This is a genomic window from Streptomyces sp. NPDC029152, assembly GCF_055564355.1.
The window spans coordinates 111,929-127,680 of record NZ_JBVHWR010000018.1; the positions used below are offsets into that span (position 1 = coordinate 111,929).

General features: G+C 74.3%; 12 protein-coding genes. 9 read left to right on the forward strand and 3 right to left on the reverse strand.

Annotated elements, in window-relative coordinates; translation table 11 throughout:
• Positions 1-10: 10 nt before the first annotated feature.
• Positions 11-1,567, reverse strand: coding sequence for a class I adenylate-forming enzyme family protein (locus ACZ4V6_RS29985; RefSeq protein WP_467833539.1), 1,557 nt, complete (start codon positions 1,565-1,567; stop codon positions 11-13).
• Between the two features lie 157 nt (positions 1,568-1,724).
• Between ACZ4V6_RS29985 and ACZ4V6_RS29990 the strand changes: the two genes are divergently transcribed.
• Complete coding sequence (locus ACZ4V6_RS29990; RefSeq protein WP_467833541.1) at positions 1,725-2,321, forward strand: TetR/AcrR family transcriptional regulator; 597 nt, start codon at positions 1,725-1,727, stop codon at positions 2,319-2,321.
• Here ACZ4V6_RS29990 and ACZ4V6_RS29995 read toward each other — a convergent pair.
• Entirely contained in the window at positions 2,288-2,641 is a 354-nt protein-coding gene (locus ACZ4V6_RS29995) for a hypothetical protein (RefSeq protein WP_467833543.1), read from the reverse strand. The two genes, ACZ4V6_RS29990 and ACZ4V6_RS29995, sit on opposite strands and share 34 nt — an antisense overlap.
• Before the next feature lie 307 nt (positions 2,642-2,948).
• Between ACZ4V6_RS29995 and ACZ4V6_RS30000 the strand changes: the two genes are divergently transcribed.
• The 8 genes from ACZ4V6_RS30000 to ACZ4V6_RS30035 all read left to right on the forward strand — a co-directional run bounded on the left by ACZ4V6_RS30000 (position 2,949) and on the right by ACZ4V6_RS30035 (position 13,914).
• The gene (locus ACZ4V6_RS30000) at positions 2,949-4,133 is read left to right on the forward strand and encodes a serine hydrolase domain-containing protein (protein WP_467833544.1); all 1,185 of its coding nucleotides are present in this window, start codon (positions 2,949-2,951) and stop codon (positions 4,131-4,133) included.
• A gap of 183 nt (positions 4,134-4,316) precedes the next feature.
• Positions 4,317-6,521: an MMPL family transporter gene (locus ACZ4V6_RS30005; protein WP_467833546.1), complete on the forward strand. Its 2,205-nt coding sequence runs from the start codon at positions 4,317-4,319 to the stop codon at positions 6,519-6,521.
• A gap of 33 nt (positions 6,522-6,554) precedes the next feature.
• A complete protein-coding gene (locus tag ACZ4V6_RS30010; protein WP_467833547.1) occupies positions 6,555-8,024 on the forward strand; it encodes a streptophobe family protein in 1,470 nt (489 codons plus the stop codon).
• Positions 8,025-8,092: 68 nt separating this feature from the next.
• Complete coding sequence (locus tag ACZ4V6_RS30015; protein WP_467833549.1) at positions 8,093-8,833, forward strand: response regulator transcription factor; 741 nt, start codon at positions 8,093-8,095, stop codon at positions 8,831-8,833.
• Between the two features lie 510 nt (positions 8,834-9,343).
• Positions 9,344-10,396: a HAMP domain-containing sensor histidine kinase gene (locus tag ACZ4V6_RS30020; RefSeq protein WP_467833551.1), complete on the forward strand. Its 1,053-nt coding sequence runs from the start codon at positions 9,344-9,346 to the stop codon at positions 10,394-10,396.
• 170 nt (positions 10,397-10,566) lie between these two features.
• Positions 10,567-11,385: a hypothetical protein gene (locus tag ACZ4V6_RS30025; protein ID WP_467833552.1), complete on the forward strand. Its 819-nt coding sequence runs from the start codon at positions 10,567-10,569 to the stop codon at positions 11,383-11,385.
• A 602-nt stretch (positions 11,386-11,987) separates the two neighbouring features.
• The gene (locus ACZ4V6_RS30030) at positions 11,988-12,545 is read left to right on the forward strand and encodes a DUF3291 domain-containing protein (RefSeq protein ID WP_467833553.1); all 558 of its coding nucleotides are present in this window, start codon (positions 11,988-11,990) and stop codon (positions 12,543-12,545) included.
• 430 nt (positions 12,546-12,975) lie between these two features.
• Positions 12,976-13,914 carry a Rieske (2Fe-2S) protein gene (locus ACZ4V6_RS30035; RefSeq protein WP_467833557.1) on the forward strand — a complete coding sequence of 313 codons (939 nt, stop codon included), beginning with the start codon at positions 12,976-12,978 and terminating at the stop codon, positions 13,912-13,914.
• Between the two features lie 222 nt (positions 13,915-14,136).
• Here ACZ4V6_RS30035 and ACZ4V6_RS30040 read toward each other — a convergent pair whose 3' ends face one another.
• Positions 14,137-15,231, reverse strand: a complete 1,095-nt coding sequence (locus ACZ4V6_RS30040; RefSeq protein WP_467833554.1) for a carboxylate-amine ligase — start codon at positions 15,229-15,231, stop codon at positions 14,137-14,139.
• Positions 15,232-15,752 lie beyond the last annotated feature (521 nt).

Sequence of the window (15,752 nt, forward strand, 5' to 3'; positions counted from 1 at the left end):
GGGCGAGAGGTCAGTTGACGCGGCGGGCGGTGTGCGCCCAGAACGGCTCGCGCACGGCCTTGCGGTCGAGCTTGCCGTTGCGGTTGTGGGGCAGCCCGGTCACGAAGTCGACGGAGCGGGGCTTCTTGAAGCGGTCGAGGCGGTCGGCGCAGAAGGCGATCAGGTCCTCGGCGGTGACGGTCGCGTCCGGGTGCCGTACGACGACCGCCTTCACCGCCTCGCCCCACTGCTCGTCGGGCACGCCGACGACGCACGCCTCCTGGACGGCGGGGTGCTCGTAGAGAGCGGCCTCGACCTCGGTGCAGTAGATGTTGAAGCCGCCCGAGATGATCATGTCCTTCTTGCGGTCGACGAGGAACAGGTAGCCGTCCTCCCGCATCCAGGCGAGGTCCCCGGTGTGCACCCAGCCGTCGCGGAACGTCTCCGCGGACAGACCGGGCTCCTTCCAGTACTCGCGCACGCAGTCGGGGCCGCGCACGACGACCTCACCGACCTCGCGGGGCCCCAGCTCCCGGCCCGCCTCGTCGACGACGCGTATCTCCGTGTCGTACGCGGCCCGTCCGCACGACTGGAGCAGCTCGGGGTCCTCCTTCACCGCGCGGGCGATCTCCTCGCTGCTCAGGGCCGCGACCACGCTGGTGGTCTCGCCGAGGCCGTAGCCCTGGGCGACGACCGGGCCGAAGAACTCCACGGCGTCGCGCAGCCGTTGCGGTGAGATGGGCGCGCCGCCGACGCGGACGCTCGTCAGGGACGAGAGGTCGTGGCGCTCGGCGCCGGGGTGGGCGAGGAGCATGTTCACCATGGCGGGCACCAGGAAGGTGGCCGTGATGCGCTCCTTCTCGACCGTCTCCAGGAAACCCTCGGGGCTCCAGGCCGGCAGGACGTACGTCGTGGAGCCGCCGAACACCCCGGCCAGCAGGCCCATCCCGGTGGCGTGGGTGATGGGGCCGACGGCGAGGTAGCGGGTGCCGGGGCGGGGGCGGGACTCGTCGGCCATCAGGAGCTTGCGCATGTTGGCGAGGCGGTTGCCGACCGTCTGCACGGCCGCCTTCAGCGCGCCGGTGGAGCCGGAGGTGAAGTTCAGGACGCAGGGCTGCGACTCGTCGACCTCGACGCGGAACGGGGCCTCCGCGCCCTCGGCCAGCAGGGTGTCGTACGCGACGCCGTCCTCCTGTCGCGCGTCCAGCGGGACGGGCAGGCAGTCGGTGCCGGCGGAGGCGATCGCGGCGAGGGCGTCCTCGCGGTGGGCCGCGTCGAACACCAGGGCGCGGACGGGGGCGTAGCGCAGGATGTGCTCGATCTCGCCGCGTCCGAGCCGCGCGTTGATCGGGGCCCGTGTCAGCCCTGCCTTGTACAGGGCGAACTCCACCTCCACCAGCTCGCCGCGGTTCCAGGCGAGCGAGGCCACGGCGTCACCGGGGCGCAGGCCGCGGGCGGTCAGGGCGGAGGCCAGGCGGTCGGTCGCGCGGTCCAGTTCGGCGAAGGTCCAGGAGCGGTCCCCGCACACGAGCGCCGGGGCGTCGGGCCAGTGGCGGGCGCTGCGGGACAGGTAGACACCGAGGTTCATCGAAGACCTCATCTCGGGGGCTGACGACAGGGCAGGGGTGGGCCGAAGGAGGCCAGACAGGTAGATCGATTTCGTACATGCTGTTCAGTAACTGGGAAGGTGTCAAGGTCTCTCCTACACTGGGGCGCGCACGGGCGGGTCGATCGAGGAGGGGCCGATGGCCGAGGACAGACGGACGAGACGGTCGCGGCGCGCCCTGGGGGCGGCCCTGGTCGAACTGGTCCTGGAGCGCGGCTTCACCGCCCTGACCGTGGAGGACATCACCGAGCGGGCGGACGTCGCCCGGGCGACCTTCTACGCCCACTTCCGGGACAAGGAGCATCTGTTCGCCCGGGTGACCGACGACCTGCTGGCAGCGCTCGGCGAACGGCTGGCGCCGGCCGTCGCCGACAGCGCGGTCGGTTTCACCGGCAAGCCGGTGCTGGAGATGCTGCGGCACGCGCGCGAGGAGCGCGACCTGTACCGGATCGTGCTGCGGGGGGAGGGTGACGGCAAGCCGCTGCAGATGTTCGTGGACGCCTGTGCGCGGGCCACGGCCGAGGAGTTCCGGGCCCGCGCGGAGCGCAACGCCGTCCAGCCGCGCATCGACCCCGAGCTGCTGGCCCGGGTGTGGGTGGGGGAGCAGGTCGCCGTGCTGCGGTGGTGGGTGGAGCAGGACGCCCCGTCCCTGCCGGCGGAGGAGGTCGTGCGCATGCTGCTGGACCTGGCGATGCGGGGACGTTACTGGGCGAGCGGTTTCGAACCGTCGGCCTGAGGGCCGGGACCCGGCTCCCGCGGGCCCCGGTGCGGCCGCCCCGTGTCCGGTCCCAGCCGCCGCGCGTCCCTTCCCGGCCGGATCGCCGGCGACGCGATCAGCCCGTACACCAGCATCACGCCACCGGACAGCAGGTAGGCCCGGCTGTACCCGGCGCCCGCCGCCGCGACGATGCCGAACACCGCGCCCCGCCGGAGCGGCGGGAGGACGGCCGACGCGGTCATGCGGTGCAGGGGGAAGGCGATGGCGTGGCCGCCGAAGGCCACGGCGAGCAGCACCAGGTGGGCGCTCCGCGCCTCGACGAACGGCGGTGCGGTCATGGCCGGCGCCGCCGCCCCCTGCGGGACGCCGGTCGAGCGGACGTCACGGTCATCGCGGCGATCAGTCACGCGTGCCGCCCGCCGGGCCCCTCGGGGCGTGGTGACGCCGCGGAGGTCTCCCGGGGCGGCGCGGACGGGGACGGTTCGGCCATGGGTGCTCCTGCGGCTCGGGGAGAGGGGGAGAGGACGCGGGGCGGGCGCGTCCGCAGCGCGGACGGGAGAAGGCGGGGCGCCCTCTGCTCCGGATGACGAACAGGTCGTACGTTGACGTCGTCACCGTTCACGAGCTCTTCCTGGCGGAGTCGAGATGACCGACACGGAAGCCCGGCTGAGCGACCTCCCGTGGACCCGCGGCTGCACCGATCCCGACTGGATCCGCCGCTTCGTCTCCGCCGGCCGCGAACCGGCCCCGAGCCGCCGCGTGTGGCGCGGGCCCGGCCCCTCCCGGTCCCTGTCCGGACAGCCCGCCGACCTGGGCGCCCTCGACCTCGGCGGCACCATGCTCACCCTGCCGGGGCTGTTTCCGGCGGCCCACACGGACGCGTTCCTCGTGCTGCACCGCGGCACCGTCGTCCACGAGGCGTATCCGCACGGCACCGAACCCCACACCCCGCACTTCAACGCCTCGGCGGCCAAGTCCTACGTCGGCCTCCTGGCGGCGGTGCCGGCGCACGACGGGCTCCTGGACCGCTCGGCCCGGACGTCCGCGCACGTCCCGGAACTCGCCGGAACCGCCTTCGGTGAGGCCCGGATCGAGGACCTGCTGCACATGGGCACCCAGGTCGGCTACGCGGGCCGCCCCTACGACAAGGCTCGCGAGGCCCAGCGCTACCACGCCGTCGTCGCGTCCCCGTTGCGCCCCTTCGGCTACAGCGGCCCCACCACCATCCGCGAACACCTCCTGACCGCCCGCGCCACCGGACGGCCGGGCACCGGGTTCCGCTACGAGAACGGCAACGTCGAGGCCCTCGCCGAGGTCCTGCGCCGCGTCACCGGACTGAGCACGTCGGCCCTGCTGAGCGAACTCCTCTGGTCCCTGACCGGCGCGGAGGAGGACGCGTACTACATCCTCGACGGCGACGGCGACGGCGACGGTGTCGAGGCGGCCTGCGGCGGCTTCAGCGCGACGGCCCGCGATGTGGTCCGCCTGGGGGAGATGCTGCGCTGCGGCGGGGCGGTCGGCGACCGGCAGGTCGTACCGGAGGAGGTGGTCAGGTCCATCACCGGCGGCTACCCGCGCCGCGTGCGCTTCCCCGCCGCACCCCCGGCCTCGCCCGCCACGCTGTCGTACCACGACCTGTGGTGGATCCTGAACGACCCGTACGACTCCTACATGGCCAGCGGTATCCACGGCCAGCGGCTCTTCGTCTCACCCGGTCTCGACCTCGTCGTCGTCCACTTCGGCTCCCAGGTCGTCTCGCCCGCCGTGCCGGTCGTCCCGCTCGTCCAGGCGTTCCTGCGGATCGGGACGCACCTGGCGGGCCTGGGCTGACCGCGACTTTGGGAGCTTCCTGTGAATCGGGCCGCGACGGCCCCGGCGACCCCGTCCGCTCCTGCCGGCGGCGGCCGGAACTCCCAGAAAGCTCCCAGGAACTCTCCGGGTCCGGTCAGAGAGGGCTGACAGCGTCGGGGCCCAGATGTTCCGTGAGCCCCGACCTGACTTGGAGCCCTTTCCGTGGCGGCATTCCTGTCCCGGCTGGGCCGGTTCTCCTTCCGGAGGCGCCGGCTGGTCGCTTTGCTGTGGGTGGTACTGCTCGTGGGAATGGGGGTGCTGGCCGGCCGGGCCCCCGCCGCGCCCCCCAACGACTTCTCCATGCCCGGCACCGAGGCGCAGCAGGCGTACGACCTGCTGGAGAAGGACTTCCCGGAGCTGAACGCCGACGGAGCGACCGCCCGGGTGGTGTTCCGTGCCGAGGACGGCAAGGTCACCGACCCCGAGGCGCGCGGGGCGATCGGGGAGACGGTCCGCGCCCTCGGCACGGATCCGCAGGTCACCCGGGTCACCGACCCGTTCACCACCCGGTCCGTGAGCCAGGACGGCACCACCGCCTACGCGCAGGTCTCCTACGGTGTCCCCGCCTCGGAGCTGACGGAGGACTCGCACTCCGCACTGCGGGAGACCGTCGAGCGGGCAGCCTCGCCGGAACTGGCCGTCGAGACGGGCGGCAACGCCGTCGACGCCGAGGCCGCCGGTCACTCCTCGGAGGCCGTGGGCCTGGCGGTGGCCGCCGTGGTCCTCGTCATCACCTTCGGCTCGCTGCTCGCGGCGGGCCTGCCGCTGCTGACCGCCGTGCTCGGAGTCGGCATCGGTGCGCTGACCATCCGGGCGCTGGCCGGACCACTGGGCCTCGGCTCCACGACGACCGGCCTCGCCGTGATGATCGGGCTGGCGGTCGGCATCGACTACGCCCTGTTCGTGGTCTCCCGTCACCGTGCCGAACTCGCACGCGGCCGCAGTCGTGAGGACGCCGCCGCGCACGCGGTGGGCACCGCCGGATCGGCGGTCGTGTTCGCCGGGCTCACCGTGGTCATCGCCCTCGCGGGGCTCGCCGTGGTGGGGATCCCGCTGCTGACGCAGATGGGTCTCGCCGCGGCCGGCACGGTCGTCGTCGCGGTCCTGATCGCCGTCACCCTGATCCCCGCCCTGCTCGGTCTCTGCGGTCGCCGGATCGGCCCGGCCCGTCAACGCCGGAAGGGAACAGGACGGCAGGGGGCGGGCATGCGCTGGGCCCGGTTCGTCGTCCGCCGCCCGGTCGCCGTCCTCCTCGCCGGCGCCGCGTTCCTCGGCGTGGTCGCGGTTCCCGTCGCGTCCCTGGAGATGGGTCTGCCCGGCGACGACAGCAAGCCCGTCTCGACGACCCAGCGCCGGGCCTACGACATGATCGACGAGGGCTTCGGCCCGGGCTACAACGGCCCGCTCACCGTCGTGGTCCAGGCCGACGGCGACGGCGGCGCCGAGCAGGCCGCGCGGCGCGTCACCCGGCGGATCGACGGACGCGAGGACGTGGCCGCCGTCGGACAGCCCCGGCTGAGTGCGTCCGGCGACACCGCCGTACTGAGCGTCGTACCGGCCGCCTCCCCGAGCAGCACGGAGACCACCGGCCTGGTGCACGCCCTGCGCGAGCCCGCGCTCGCCGAGGACAGCGACGCCCAGGTGCTCGTCACCGGCACGACCGCGATGAACGCGGACGTCTCGCAGAAGCTGTCCGATGCGCTCGTCCCGTACCTCGCCCTCGTGGTCGGTCTGGCGTTCGTGCTGCTGATCGCCGTCTTCCGCTCGCTGCTCGTCCCGCTCAAGGCGGCGCTCGGCTTCCTGCTGTCGGTGCTGGCCGGGCTCGGCGCGGTGGTCGCGGTCTTCCAGTGGGGATGGCTCGGTTCCGTCCTCGGGGTCACGGAGCCGGGGCCGATCGTGTCGATCATGCCGATCTTCATGGTCGGCGTCGTCTTCGGCCTCGCCATGGACTACGAGGTGTTCCTGGTGACCCGGATGCGCGAGGCGTACGTCCACGGGCGGTCGCCGAAGGACGCCGTGATCAGCGGGTTCGAGCACAGCGCGCGGGTGGTGACCGCCGCCGCGGTGATCATGATCTCGGTGTTCGCCGCGTTCCTGGGCTCCGACGAGCAGATCCTCAAGACGATCGGCTTCGGGCTCGCCGCCGCCGTCCTCTTCGACGCGTTCGTCGTCCGGATGACGCTCGTCCCCGCGGTGTTGGCCCTGCTCGGCCGGAGCGCCTGGCGCCTGCCCGGGTGGCTGGACCGGTTGGTGCCCGACCTGGACGTGGAGGGAGAGCGGCTGGAGGGGCCCTCGCACGGCGACACGGCCGAGGCGGGCGGTGCCGATCCCGTCGGTGCGGCCACGAGCCACGTCTCCGGCAACTGAACCCCGTCCCCCCCCGTTCGGAGGAGTCCGCCCATGTCCGCATCCCCACCCCGCCCCTCCCTTTCCGAGTGGCGCCACGCCCTCGAGGGCGCGCTCGCCGCCGTGGCCGCCCTCGTCACCATGGCCGCCACCGCCTGGGCGGCCCTGGCCCTCCTCGGCGCCGGCACCGTCGCACCGGTCTCGCGGCTGGTGCCGACGCTGGTGAGCCTGGCCGCCGGCGGCCGCGTCAGCCTGGAATCGGCCACCGAGTCCTCCTCTTCCCCCTCCGACGGAGGAGGGCTCGGCGGGCTGTTCGGTGGGGGCGGCGGCCTGAGCCTCGGGCTGGCCGGTGAGGTGGCGCTGACGCCCCTGACACTGTCCTTCCTGGGGACGGCCGTCCTGGCGACCGCGTTCTTCCGGCCCCTGCGCCGGAGGGCACGGCCCACCCCGGCGATGCTGTGGGCGCGGTGCGGGGGCGCACTGGTGACCACGGTGGTGGCCCTGCCGGTGTGCGCCGTCCTGGCGCGGGGCACGGCCCGGTTGCCGGAGAGCGTGAAGGACCGCATCGGCGAACGTGCCGGGCCGGGCCGGGCCGGGGGGTTCGGAGGCGGGGGCGGCGGTGGTCTCGCCTCGGGGCTGTCCTCGGTGAGTTTTCGGACCGATGTCGTCGCCACCGTCTTCCTCGGCCTCCTGGGCGTGACCGCCCTCCTCGCGGTGGGCTGCCTCGCCGCCCGCCGGACGGCACTGCCGCACTCCCTCGCCCTGGCCCGGCCCAGGCTGAAGTGGAACGCCGTCCTGTCCACCCTGACGGGGACCGCGTCCGTGCTGTGCTGCGCCGTCCTGGCCGTCGGCGTCCTCGCCGGGGCCGCCGCGCCGACCGGCCGGGAGCAGGCGGCCACCGCCGCGGGCGCGTTGCTGCTCGCCGGCCCCAACCTGATCGCCGTACTGCTCACCAGCGGGGCGGGCACCTCGTGGGAGGCGGGGGCGCGGCGGCTGCAGCCGGAGGGCGGCGGGATGTTCGGCGCGGGGGAGCGGGACGGCACGGCGGGCGCGGAACGGTCCGTGGACCTCGGGCAGTGGGCGGGAGCCGGCGTACCGATGTGGGTGATCGGACTGCTGCTGACGCTGCTCCTGGCGCTGGTCGCCGGATACGTCGCCGCCGCTCGCACCCCGGCCCGCACCCCGCGGGAGGAAGCCGACTCCCTCCTGGACCGCCACACCGACACAGCCCTGCGCATGGGCATCGCGGTCGGCGTCGCGACGTTCGCGCTCCCCTTCCTCGCGCGCGGCTCGCTGCGGATCGGCGTCAGCCTCATGGGCAGCGAGATGGGCGGTCTCGTCGCCGGCCTCGACACCGGCCCCCGGCTGTCCGCGCTCACCGCGTTCGTCGCGGTCGCCCTCGCCTCGTACGGCGGAAGCCGTCTGCACGGCCGACGGGCCCGGCGCCGGGAACACCCGACGGACAGGCCCGTCACCGCGCCCTCACGTCCGACTCGGTCCCCCGAGAGCCGTGTGGTCTCCTGAGAGGACGCAGGGCAGTGCCCGCGAGCACAGCGACACCGTGGCATCCGGGAAGGCGGCGAACCACGACCATGGCGGCACCGACACCCCCCGCACGCCCCGCCGGCCGCGCGGACCACCTGCTCGTCGTCGACGACGAACCCACCGTCCGGGAACTGCTGCGCACCGCCCTGCGCTACGCCGGCTTCGACGTCGACGCCGCCGCGACCGGCCAGGAAGCCCTCGACCTGGCCGCACGGCACACTCCGGATCTCGTCCTCCTCGACGTCATGCTCCCGGACATGGACGGCTTCGAGGTGATCCGCCGCCTGCGCGCCCGGCCCCGCTCACCGCTGCCCGGCAGGGGCGGCGACGTGCCGGTCCTCTTCGTCACCGCGCGCGAGGACCGCCAGGACCGGCTGCACGGACTGCGCCTGGGCGGCGACGACTACGTCACCAAACCCTTCGACCTCGAGGAACTGATCGCCCGCATCCAGGCCGTACTGCGCCGCACCCGGGGCGAGTCACCGGCCCGCTTCACCGTCGGCGACCTGCACCTCGAACCCGACAGCCACCACGTCACCCGGGCGGGCCGCACCGTGCGGCTGTCCCCGACCGAGTTCCGGCTGCTGCACTTCCTGGTCGCCAACGCCGGGCGGACCATGACCAAGAACCAGATCCTGGACAAGGTGTGGGAGTACGACTTCGGCGGTGACCCGAGCATCGTCGACACCTACATCAGCTATCTGCGCCGCAAGGTCGACACCGACGGGCCCAAACTCATCCACACCGTCCGCGGCGTCGGCTACGTCATCCGCGGGCCCCGGCCGTGAAGCGCCCCCGCCCGGCTCCCCCCACGACGTGGCTGGGAGGGCTGTCGCTGCGCACCCGCCTGCTGTGCCTCTCCGTGGCCCTGGTCGCCGTCGGCCTCCTGGGCACCGGTCTCCTCGTCACCACCGCCCTGCACGGTTACCTCCAGGGCCGGGTCGACGACCGACTCGTCCTGACGGGGCAGGTCGCCGCCCGGCTGACACCCCCGTCCGGCATCGGCACCCCGCCGAGCGTGCGCGCCCTCAGCGTGCTCGGCGACACCACCGTGACGTACGTGGACGACACCGGCGCCGTCCGCAGGACGTTCGACGCCGGCACCGCGCCCCCGGGAGGCGGTCCCGCCCTTCCCCGCCTCGACCGCGAGGCCGTCCTCGCCCACGAGGGCCGGCCCTTCACCGTGCCCGCCCGCGACGGCGAGCACGGCTGGCGGGTCATCGCCCTCAGCCGGCCCGCCCAGGTGCTCCCTCCGGACGGCACCGCGCCCCGGGGGGGCCGCCGTCGTCGCCACCTCGATGGAAGAGGTCGACCGCACGATCACGAAAGCCCGGAACCTCTCCCTGTCCGCGGGCGTCGTCCTGCTGGCCGTCCTGGGGGTCGCCGGCTGGTTCGCGGTACGTTCCGGGCTGCGCCCCCTGACCAGGATCGAGGAGACCGCGACCGCCATCACGTCCGGTGACTACTCCCACCGCGTCCCCGAACCGGCCAACCCGCACACCGAGGTGGGACGCCTGACCACCTGCCTCAACCAGATGCTGGAACGGATCGACACGGCCTTCCGGGCCCGCACGGAGGCCGAGGCGAGAACCCGTCGCTTCTTCGCCGACGCCAGCCACGAACTGCGCACGCCGCTCGTCGGCATCAAGGGCTACGCCGACCTGTACCGCATGGGCGCCATGCCCACCCGCGAGGACGTCGACCGGACGATGACCCGGATCGCGGAGGAGTCCGAACGCCTCACCCGGCTGGTGGAGGAGATGTTCCTCCTCGCCCGCCTCGACGAGGACACCCAGGGCGCGGACACCGGAGGCACGCGCACCGCCCGGGAACCCGCCTTCGACCTCGACCTCGCCCCCATGGACCTGCGCACCCTGGCCGCCGACGCCCTCCGCGACGTACGCGCCCTGGACGCCACCCGCCCGGTGACGCTGACCGGACCCGGCGGCGGGAAACCCGCCACCGCTCCCACCCATGCCGATGAGGCCAGGCTGCGCCAGGTCGTCACCAACCTCATCGGCAACGCCGTCACCCACACCTCTCCCGGCACTCCCATCCGTATCGGCGTCGGCACCGTCGGCCCCCACGCCGTCCTGGAGGTCGCCGACCGGGGACCCGGCCTCACCCCCTCCGAACGGGCCCGCGTCTTCGACCGCTTCTACCGCACCGACGACTCCCGCACCCGCGCCACCGGCGGTTCCGGCCTCGGCCTCGCCATCGCCCACGCCCTCGTCACCGCCCACGCCGGCCGCATCACCCTCGACACCGCCCCCGGCCGGGGCTGCACCTTCCGCATCCTGCTGCCCCTGCCCCGCCCGCCGCAGGACGGGACCGTCGACGTGGCGGACTGAGCGAGAAGCCCGGGAGCCACGCCCGTTCGACTCCGCGGTGCGCACGCGGTCCGTCTCCGGCCGGGCGCACGGCCGGTCGAGACGGTCGCGGTGAATCGCTCCGGATGCGCCCGGGCCCTCTGCCGCCGGGTCGGGTGGTGATACAAGGGACAGGCCCGGGGGAGGAGTTCTTGCGGCACGACGGTGTGGACACCACCGGCGAGTTCGGGCAGGACCCGCACGAATCGGTGCTGACCGGCCACGGGGCCGGCGACGACCGGGAGAACCAGCGGGGCGACGACCCGGAGACCGGCCGAGGACAGGTGAGGACGTGGACAGTGATCAGTCGTAGGTCGGTGCGCGGGGGACTCCTCTCCGCGGCCGTGGCCGGTTCGTTGGTTCTCGGGACCACCGGTTGCGGAGGGGACGAGGACGGGGTTCCGGAGGACTACGAGGTCGTTGCGGGGACACGGCTCTGCGGTGGCGACGCCGTGTCCGCCGACGCGGCCAGGGCACTGAAGACGATCACGGGGGCGTCGCGGTTCGAGGCGTCGGCGGAGGAGTACACCGTCGAGCAGGCCGCGGCGGTCCTCGCCGAGGCATACCCGGCCTCCCCCGGGACCCAGGACGTCTGCCGTGTCTTCACGCCCCGCGGCACGCCGGATTTCGAGCTCAGGATCACCTGGGACCTGGCTGACGACGCCCCGAGGGGCACTCCGGCCCCGGATTTCACCGTGCTGAGGATGGGGGAGGAGGCCGTGGCGGCGGCGGACAAGGCGTACGTCTTCTTCGCGTGCCAGAGCGCCAGGTTCCCCCTCCCGTCGGCGTTGGCCCACATCGTGATCGGCGTGGAGCGCCGGGGCATGCCGACGGAGCCCGAGGGAGACGTCGAGGCGTTGAAGGACGCCTACGCGACCGTGGCCCACTCCGTCTCACTGGCCATGGCCGAGGAACTGCGCTGCGAGGGGAACGGCGGGCTCCCCGCCAAGCCCGTGCTGGATCCCGCGTAGCCCTCGGCGTCCGGAGCCGAGCGGATCCCCGCGGCCGGTGGGGTCGAGGGGTCGCTCACGCCTGTCGGCCTGCCGCGGTGAGAGCGGCTGGAGCACCGGCGGGGGCTGCTGCCCGGCGCCGGACGGAGCCCTGCCGAAGCTCCCGTTCCTCGCCCGCTCCGGCTCCACCGGTGATCTGGGGCGCGGGCCGACCGGCGTGGTGACGTCGAGCCGGTCGGCCCGCACCGCATCCGCCGCGGAGGGAGGCGCAGCGGGTGCGGCGGCCGCCCCGGGCCTTGCGGACCGCAGCGGAACTCCTCGTCGCAGGCGCGGACGGTGGCGCGACCGAGGGGGGTCGGCGGTGGCCGGGACGCGGCCGCCGGCGTCGCCCCGCAAGGGCCCGTGCGAGAGGGCACCCGGACGGGGGGGAACGCAACTTCGACACGGCCCGCGCAGGCAGCTACCTTCACCTGGTCCGCGGCGGTCGCCCACGGTCGCACGGGGCTTTCTCCGGGCCGAGCCGACCGCGACGGGACGAGTCGGTCACGCCCCACGGCACCTCACCCCGTGGGTGAGCCACCGGACCGGGTCCACCTCACGCACCCCCGACCAGGGAGAGACGCATGCCCCATCTCGCTCTGTACACGTTCGGCGTCCTGAAGTCGCCTCTCGCCGATCCCGCACCCCTCACGCGCGAGTTCTACGACATCGGTGAGGCCGCCTACCGGGAGATCGGCCGGCACCCCGGCTACCTCGCGCGTGCCGAACCGGCGGGCGGCGACCGGGGCGTGCTCTTCGGTGCGGACTGGGGCGCGTGGGGAGAGTTCGCCGTACCGGCCTGGTACGGCAAGGGCCGTACGGCGCAGACCACCGCCCTGGCCGCGACCCTCTCACTCTGGACCGACCTGCGCTCCGCCTTCGACGCCGTCTACACCGGTCTGCACCGCGAGGCGCTGAACAGGCGTCACGACTGGTTCGAGAGGACAGACCACCCGAATCGCGTGCTCTGGTGGGTCTCCGACGGCGTGACGCCCACCTGGCAGGACGGGGTTTCCCGGCTGGAGCACCTCCACGGCCACGGCTCCGCGCCGCACGCCTTCACCTTCCCCCGCCCGTTCGCCCCGGACGGAACTTCGGCCAGGATCGAGGACGTCGGGCCGAAGGGCGACCAGGATCGCTGACGGGAGCCCGAACGACCGGGTCCGCCGGCTTCGTCCCGAGGCGGAGGGGGCTGCCGGCCATGACGCTCGCTCGGCGCTCTGGGCCCCGTGCGGGACCGTGGGGCGAGAAGCCGGATCCGGACGGGACGTTTTCCGTCCTGGAGCCCGGTGCCGAGAACCACTGACCCGCGTCCTGGGCCGGCGCCGGGGAGGCGGGCCAGGGCGGCCAGGACATTGCCGGGCACGGAGGTGGGGTCGAGCCGGCCGGTGACGACGTCGCCCGTGGCGGGACCGGCGAGCGTCCGGGGATCCGCGGCGCCGGCCGCGGACGGCGGCGCGCGCGTGATCCGGCCGACCGCCCGCGGTCCGCCGCGGGCGGCCCTGCTCCGTTTGCCGTCCGCGCCGTCGGGGGACCCGGCCGACCATGAGCACTACGTCACACCACCCCCGGATGAGGCAGAACCGCGTCCTGTGGCTGCTGGACCGCCTGGAGCGGGAGCCCAGAGCCGACGCGCTGATCGACGCGGTCCGCAAGAGGGTGCAGGCCCTGCCGCTCGGCGGCGGACGGGACCTCCTGCACGGCAAGGGGCTGGGGCACCCCGCGCATCCCCTGATGGTGCAGGTGCCGATCGGCAGCTGGCTGTCGGCGGCGGTGCTGGACCTGTACCCCGGCCGCACCCGCGGGGCGGGCCTGCTGGTCGGCGTCGGCCTGGCCTCCGCCGTGCCCGCGGCGCTGGCGGGCTGGGTCGACTGGGCGGATCTGCACCGCAGCCAGCAGCGGGTCGGGCTGGTGCACGCCCTCGCGAACTCGGCGGCCGTCGGTCTGTACGCCGCCTCGCTCACCTGCCGCGTCAGGGGACGCGGCGCGGCCGGCCGGACCTACGGCTTCCTGGGGCTGACGGCGGTCGCGGTCGGTGGCATGCTGGGCGGCCACCTCGCCTACCGTCAGGCATCCGGCGCCAACCACGCCGAAGAGGTCCCGCACGTCGTCACCCAGGGCTGGCACCGGATCGGAGCCGTGGCGGAGTTCCCGGTCGACCGGCCGGTGCGGCGCAGCGTGGACGACGTCCCGGTCCTGGTCGTCCGGGAGACGGGAGGGGCGGTCCACGCCCTGGCCGAGCGGTGCAGCCACCTCGCCGGGCCGCTCTCCGAGGGCACGGTCGCCGACGGATGCGTCCAGTGCCCCTGGCACGGCAGCGTCTTCCGGCTCTCGGACGGCTGGAACGTCAAAGGCCCGGCCACCGCACCCCAGCCGGCCTTCGACACCCGGGTCGTCGACGGCCACGTCGAGATCCGCCTGCGCCGGCAGGACCGGGACGGGCAGGCGCCGGGCGAGGTAGAGGCCGAGCGGCGACGCATGGTGACGGAAGACCACGGGCACGGCGGCTGACGGCCGTCTCGCAGGGCGACCGCACGGGCTGCCGCGGCGGACCGGAAGGGCGTGCGCGGCGGGGCACGAGCGGCCGCCGCTCAGCCGGCCGGCCCCCGGCACGGGCAGGCGCACGCGGTGTCCCGCTCCGCACGCCGCCACGGGGGCGGGTCCCCGCGCATGATCGGAGCGAAACGCCCGGGCGGGGCTCGCGGGTGTCGTCGGCCGCCGCAGCGGTGCGGGTCAGGGCACGGTGCTCTGGGCGAGGATCAGGCCGGTGACCGCGGGCAGGCCGCCTTCGGCGAGGGCGGCGCGTTGCCGGTCCGCGCCGGTGCCGCCCTGCAGGAGCCGGTGGACCAGGGCCGCCACCTGCCGGCTGTCGCCGGAGGCGTCGAGCGCGGGGGCGACGTGGCGCAGCAGCTCGTACAGCATCTCGCCGGCCCGCCGCTGCCGGCCGCCCGGGTCGACCAGGGTGCCGCTCAGTCCGTGGCGGGCGGCGTGCCACATGCTCGCCTGCAGCAGTTCCTGGTCGCAGTCGAGCGCGGGAGTGCCGGCGGCGACCTCCGCCAGCGCGGTCTCCACGAGGGCCCGGACCAGGCCCGTGAGCATCACCGCGTCGTCCGCGCGCAGCTGCACGTCCAGGCACCGGACCTCGATGGTGGGGTACCGGTCCGAGAGCCGGGCCTGCCAGTACAGCTGGCCGGTGTCCGAGATCAGACCGCTGTCCAGCAGCCGCTGCACACGCCGGTCGTGGTCGGCGATGTCGGCGAAGCGCGGGGGCATGCCGCTGACCGGCCAGCGGCTGAAGATCACGGTGCGCCAGCTGGCGAAGCCGGTGTCGTGGCCGTCCCACAGCGGAGAGTTCGCGGACAGGGCGGTGAGGGCCGGCAGCCACACCCGGATCCGGTTCAGGACCTGCACGCCGGTCTCCCGGCTGGGGACGCCGACGTGGACGTGCATGCCGTTGACCAGTTGCTCCGCCACGAGCTGGGGGGCCTGGGCGAGCATGGCCCGGTAGCGGGCCCGGTCGGTGACGGCGACGGGACGACCGTGGCGCAGCGGGGGCGTCGCACAGGCCGCGATCCGGCAGCCGTGCGCCTCGGCGGCCGCCCCGAGGGCGTGCCGCAGCCGCAGCAGGTGCCCCCCGACCTCCTCCAGCGTGCAGCACACCGGCGTGGCCACCTCGACCTGCGCCTGCAGCAGCTCGCACTGCACCTCCCGGTCGGCCACGAGGTGCCCCGGTCCGGCGGCGGCACGCACCTTGTCCCCCGCGGGTACCGGCAGACCCGTGACCGGATCGAGCAGCAGGTACTCCTCTTCCACACCGATCGTCGTCATCGATCGCCTTCGGTTCGCCCGGTTGCCGGGCCGGACACCGATGCGCCCGGCCGGTGCGTCTCATGACGAAGGTCGTCCCGGAGGGCCTTCGCGGTGACCGAGTGCCGCAACCACATCGCGGCAAACCAGGACATGTCTCTACGTGATCATCCTCGCGTGAGAGGCCGGCGGGGGCGGGCGCGGCCCCGCCCGGCGCCGGGGCTCGCGAGGGCGGTGAGGAGGGCGGTGGCGATTGCCGGACATGAGGGCCCTCCGAGGGGAGCGGAGGGGTGGTCAGTCGCTCCCTCGACAGCCAGGCCGCACTTGAGCGGTTCTTGCGCGGGGTGAGGGAGGGGGCCGGGCCCGCCCGCACCGCGCGGGCCTCGGTACGTACGGACGCCGGTGCCCCGGCGCTGTCCGCGCCGGGGCACCGGCGTCCCCGCCGGCCCGGTGCCGGTGGGCGGTGAACCGTCAGTAGTCGATGCGGTCGGACTTGGCCAGCCACGCGTCGAACGGCGCCGTGCGGTTCGGCAGGTCCAGGT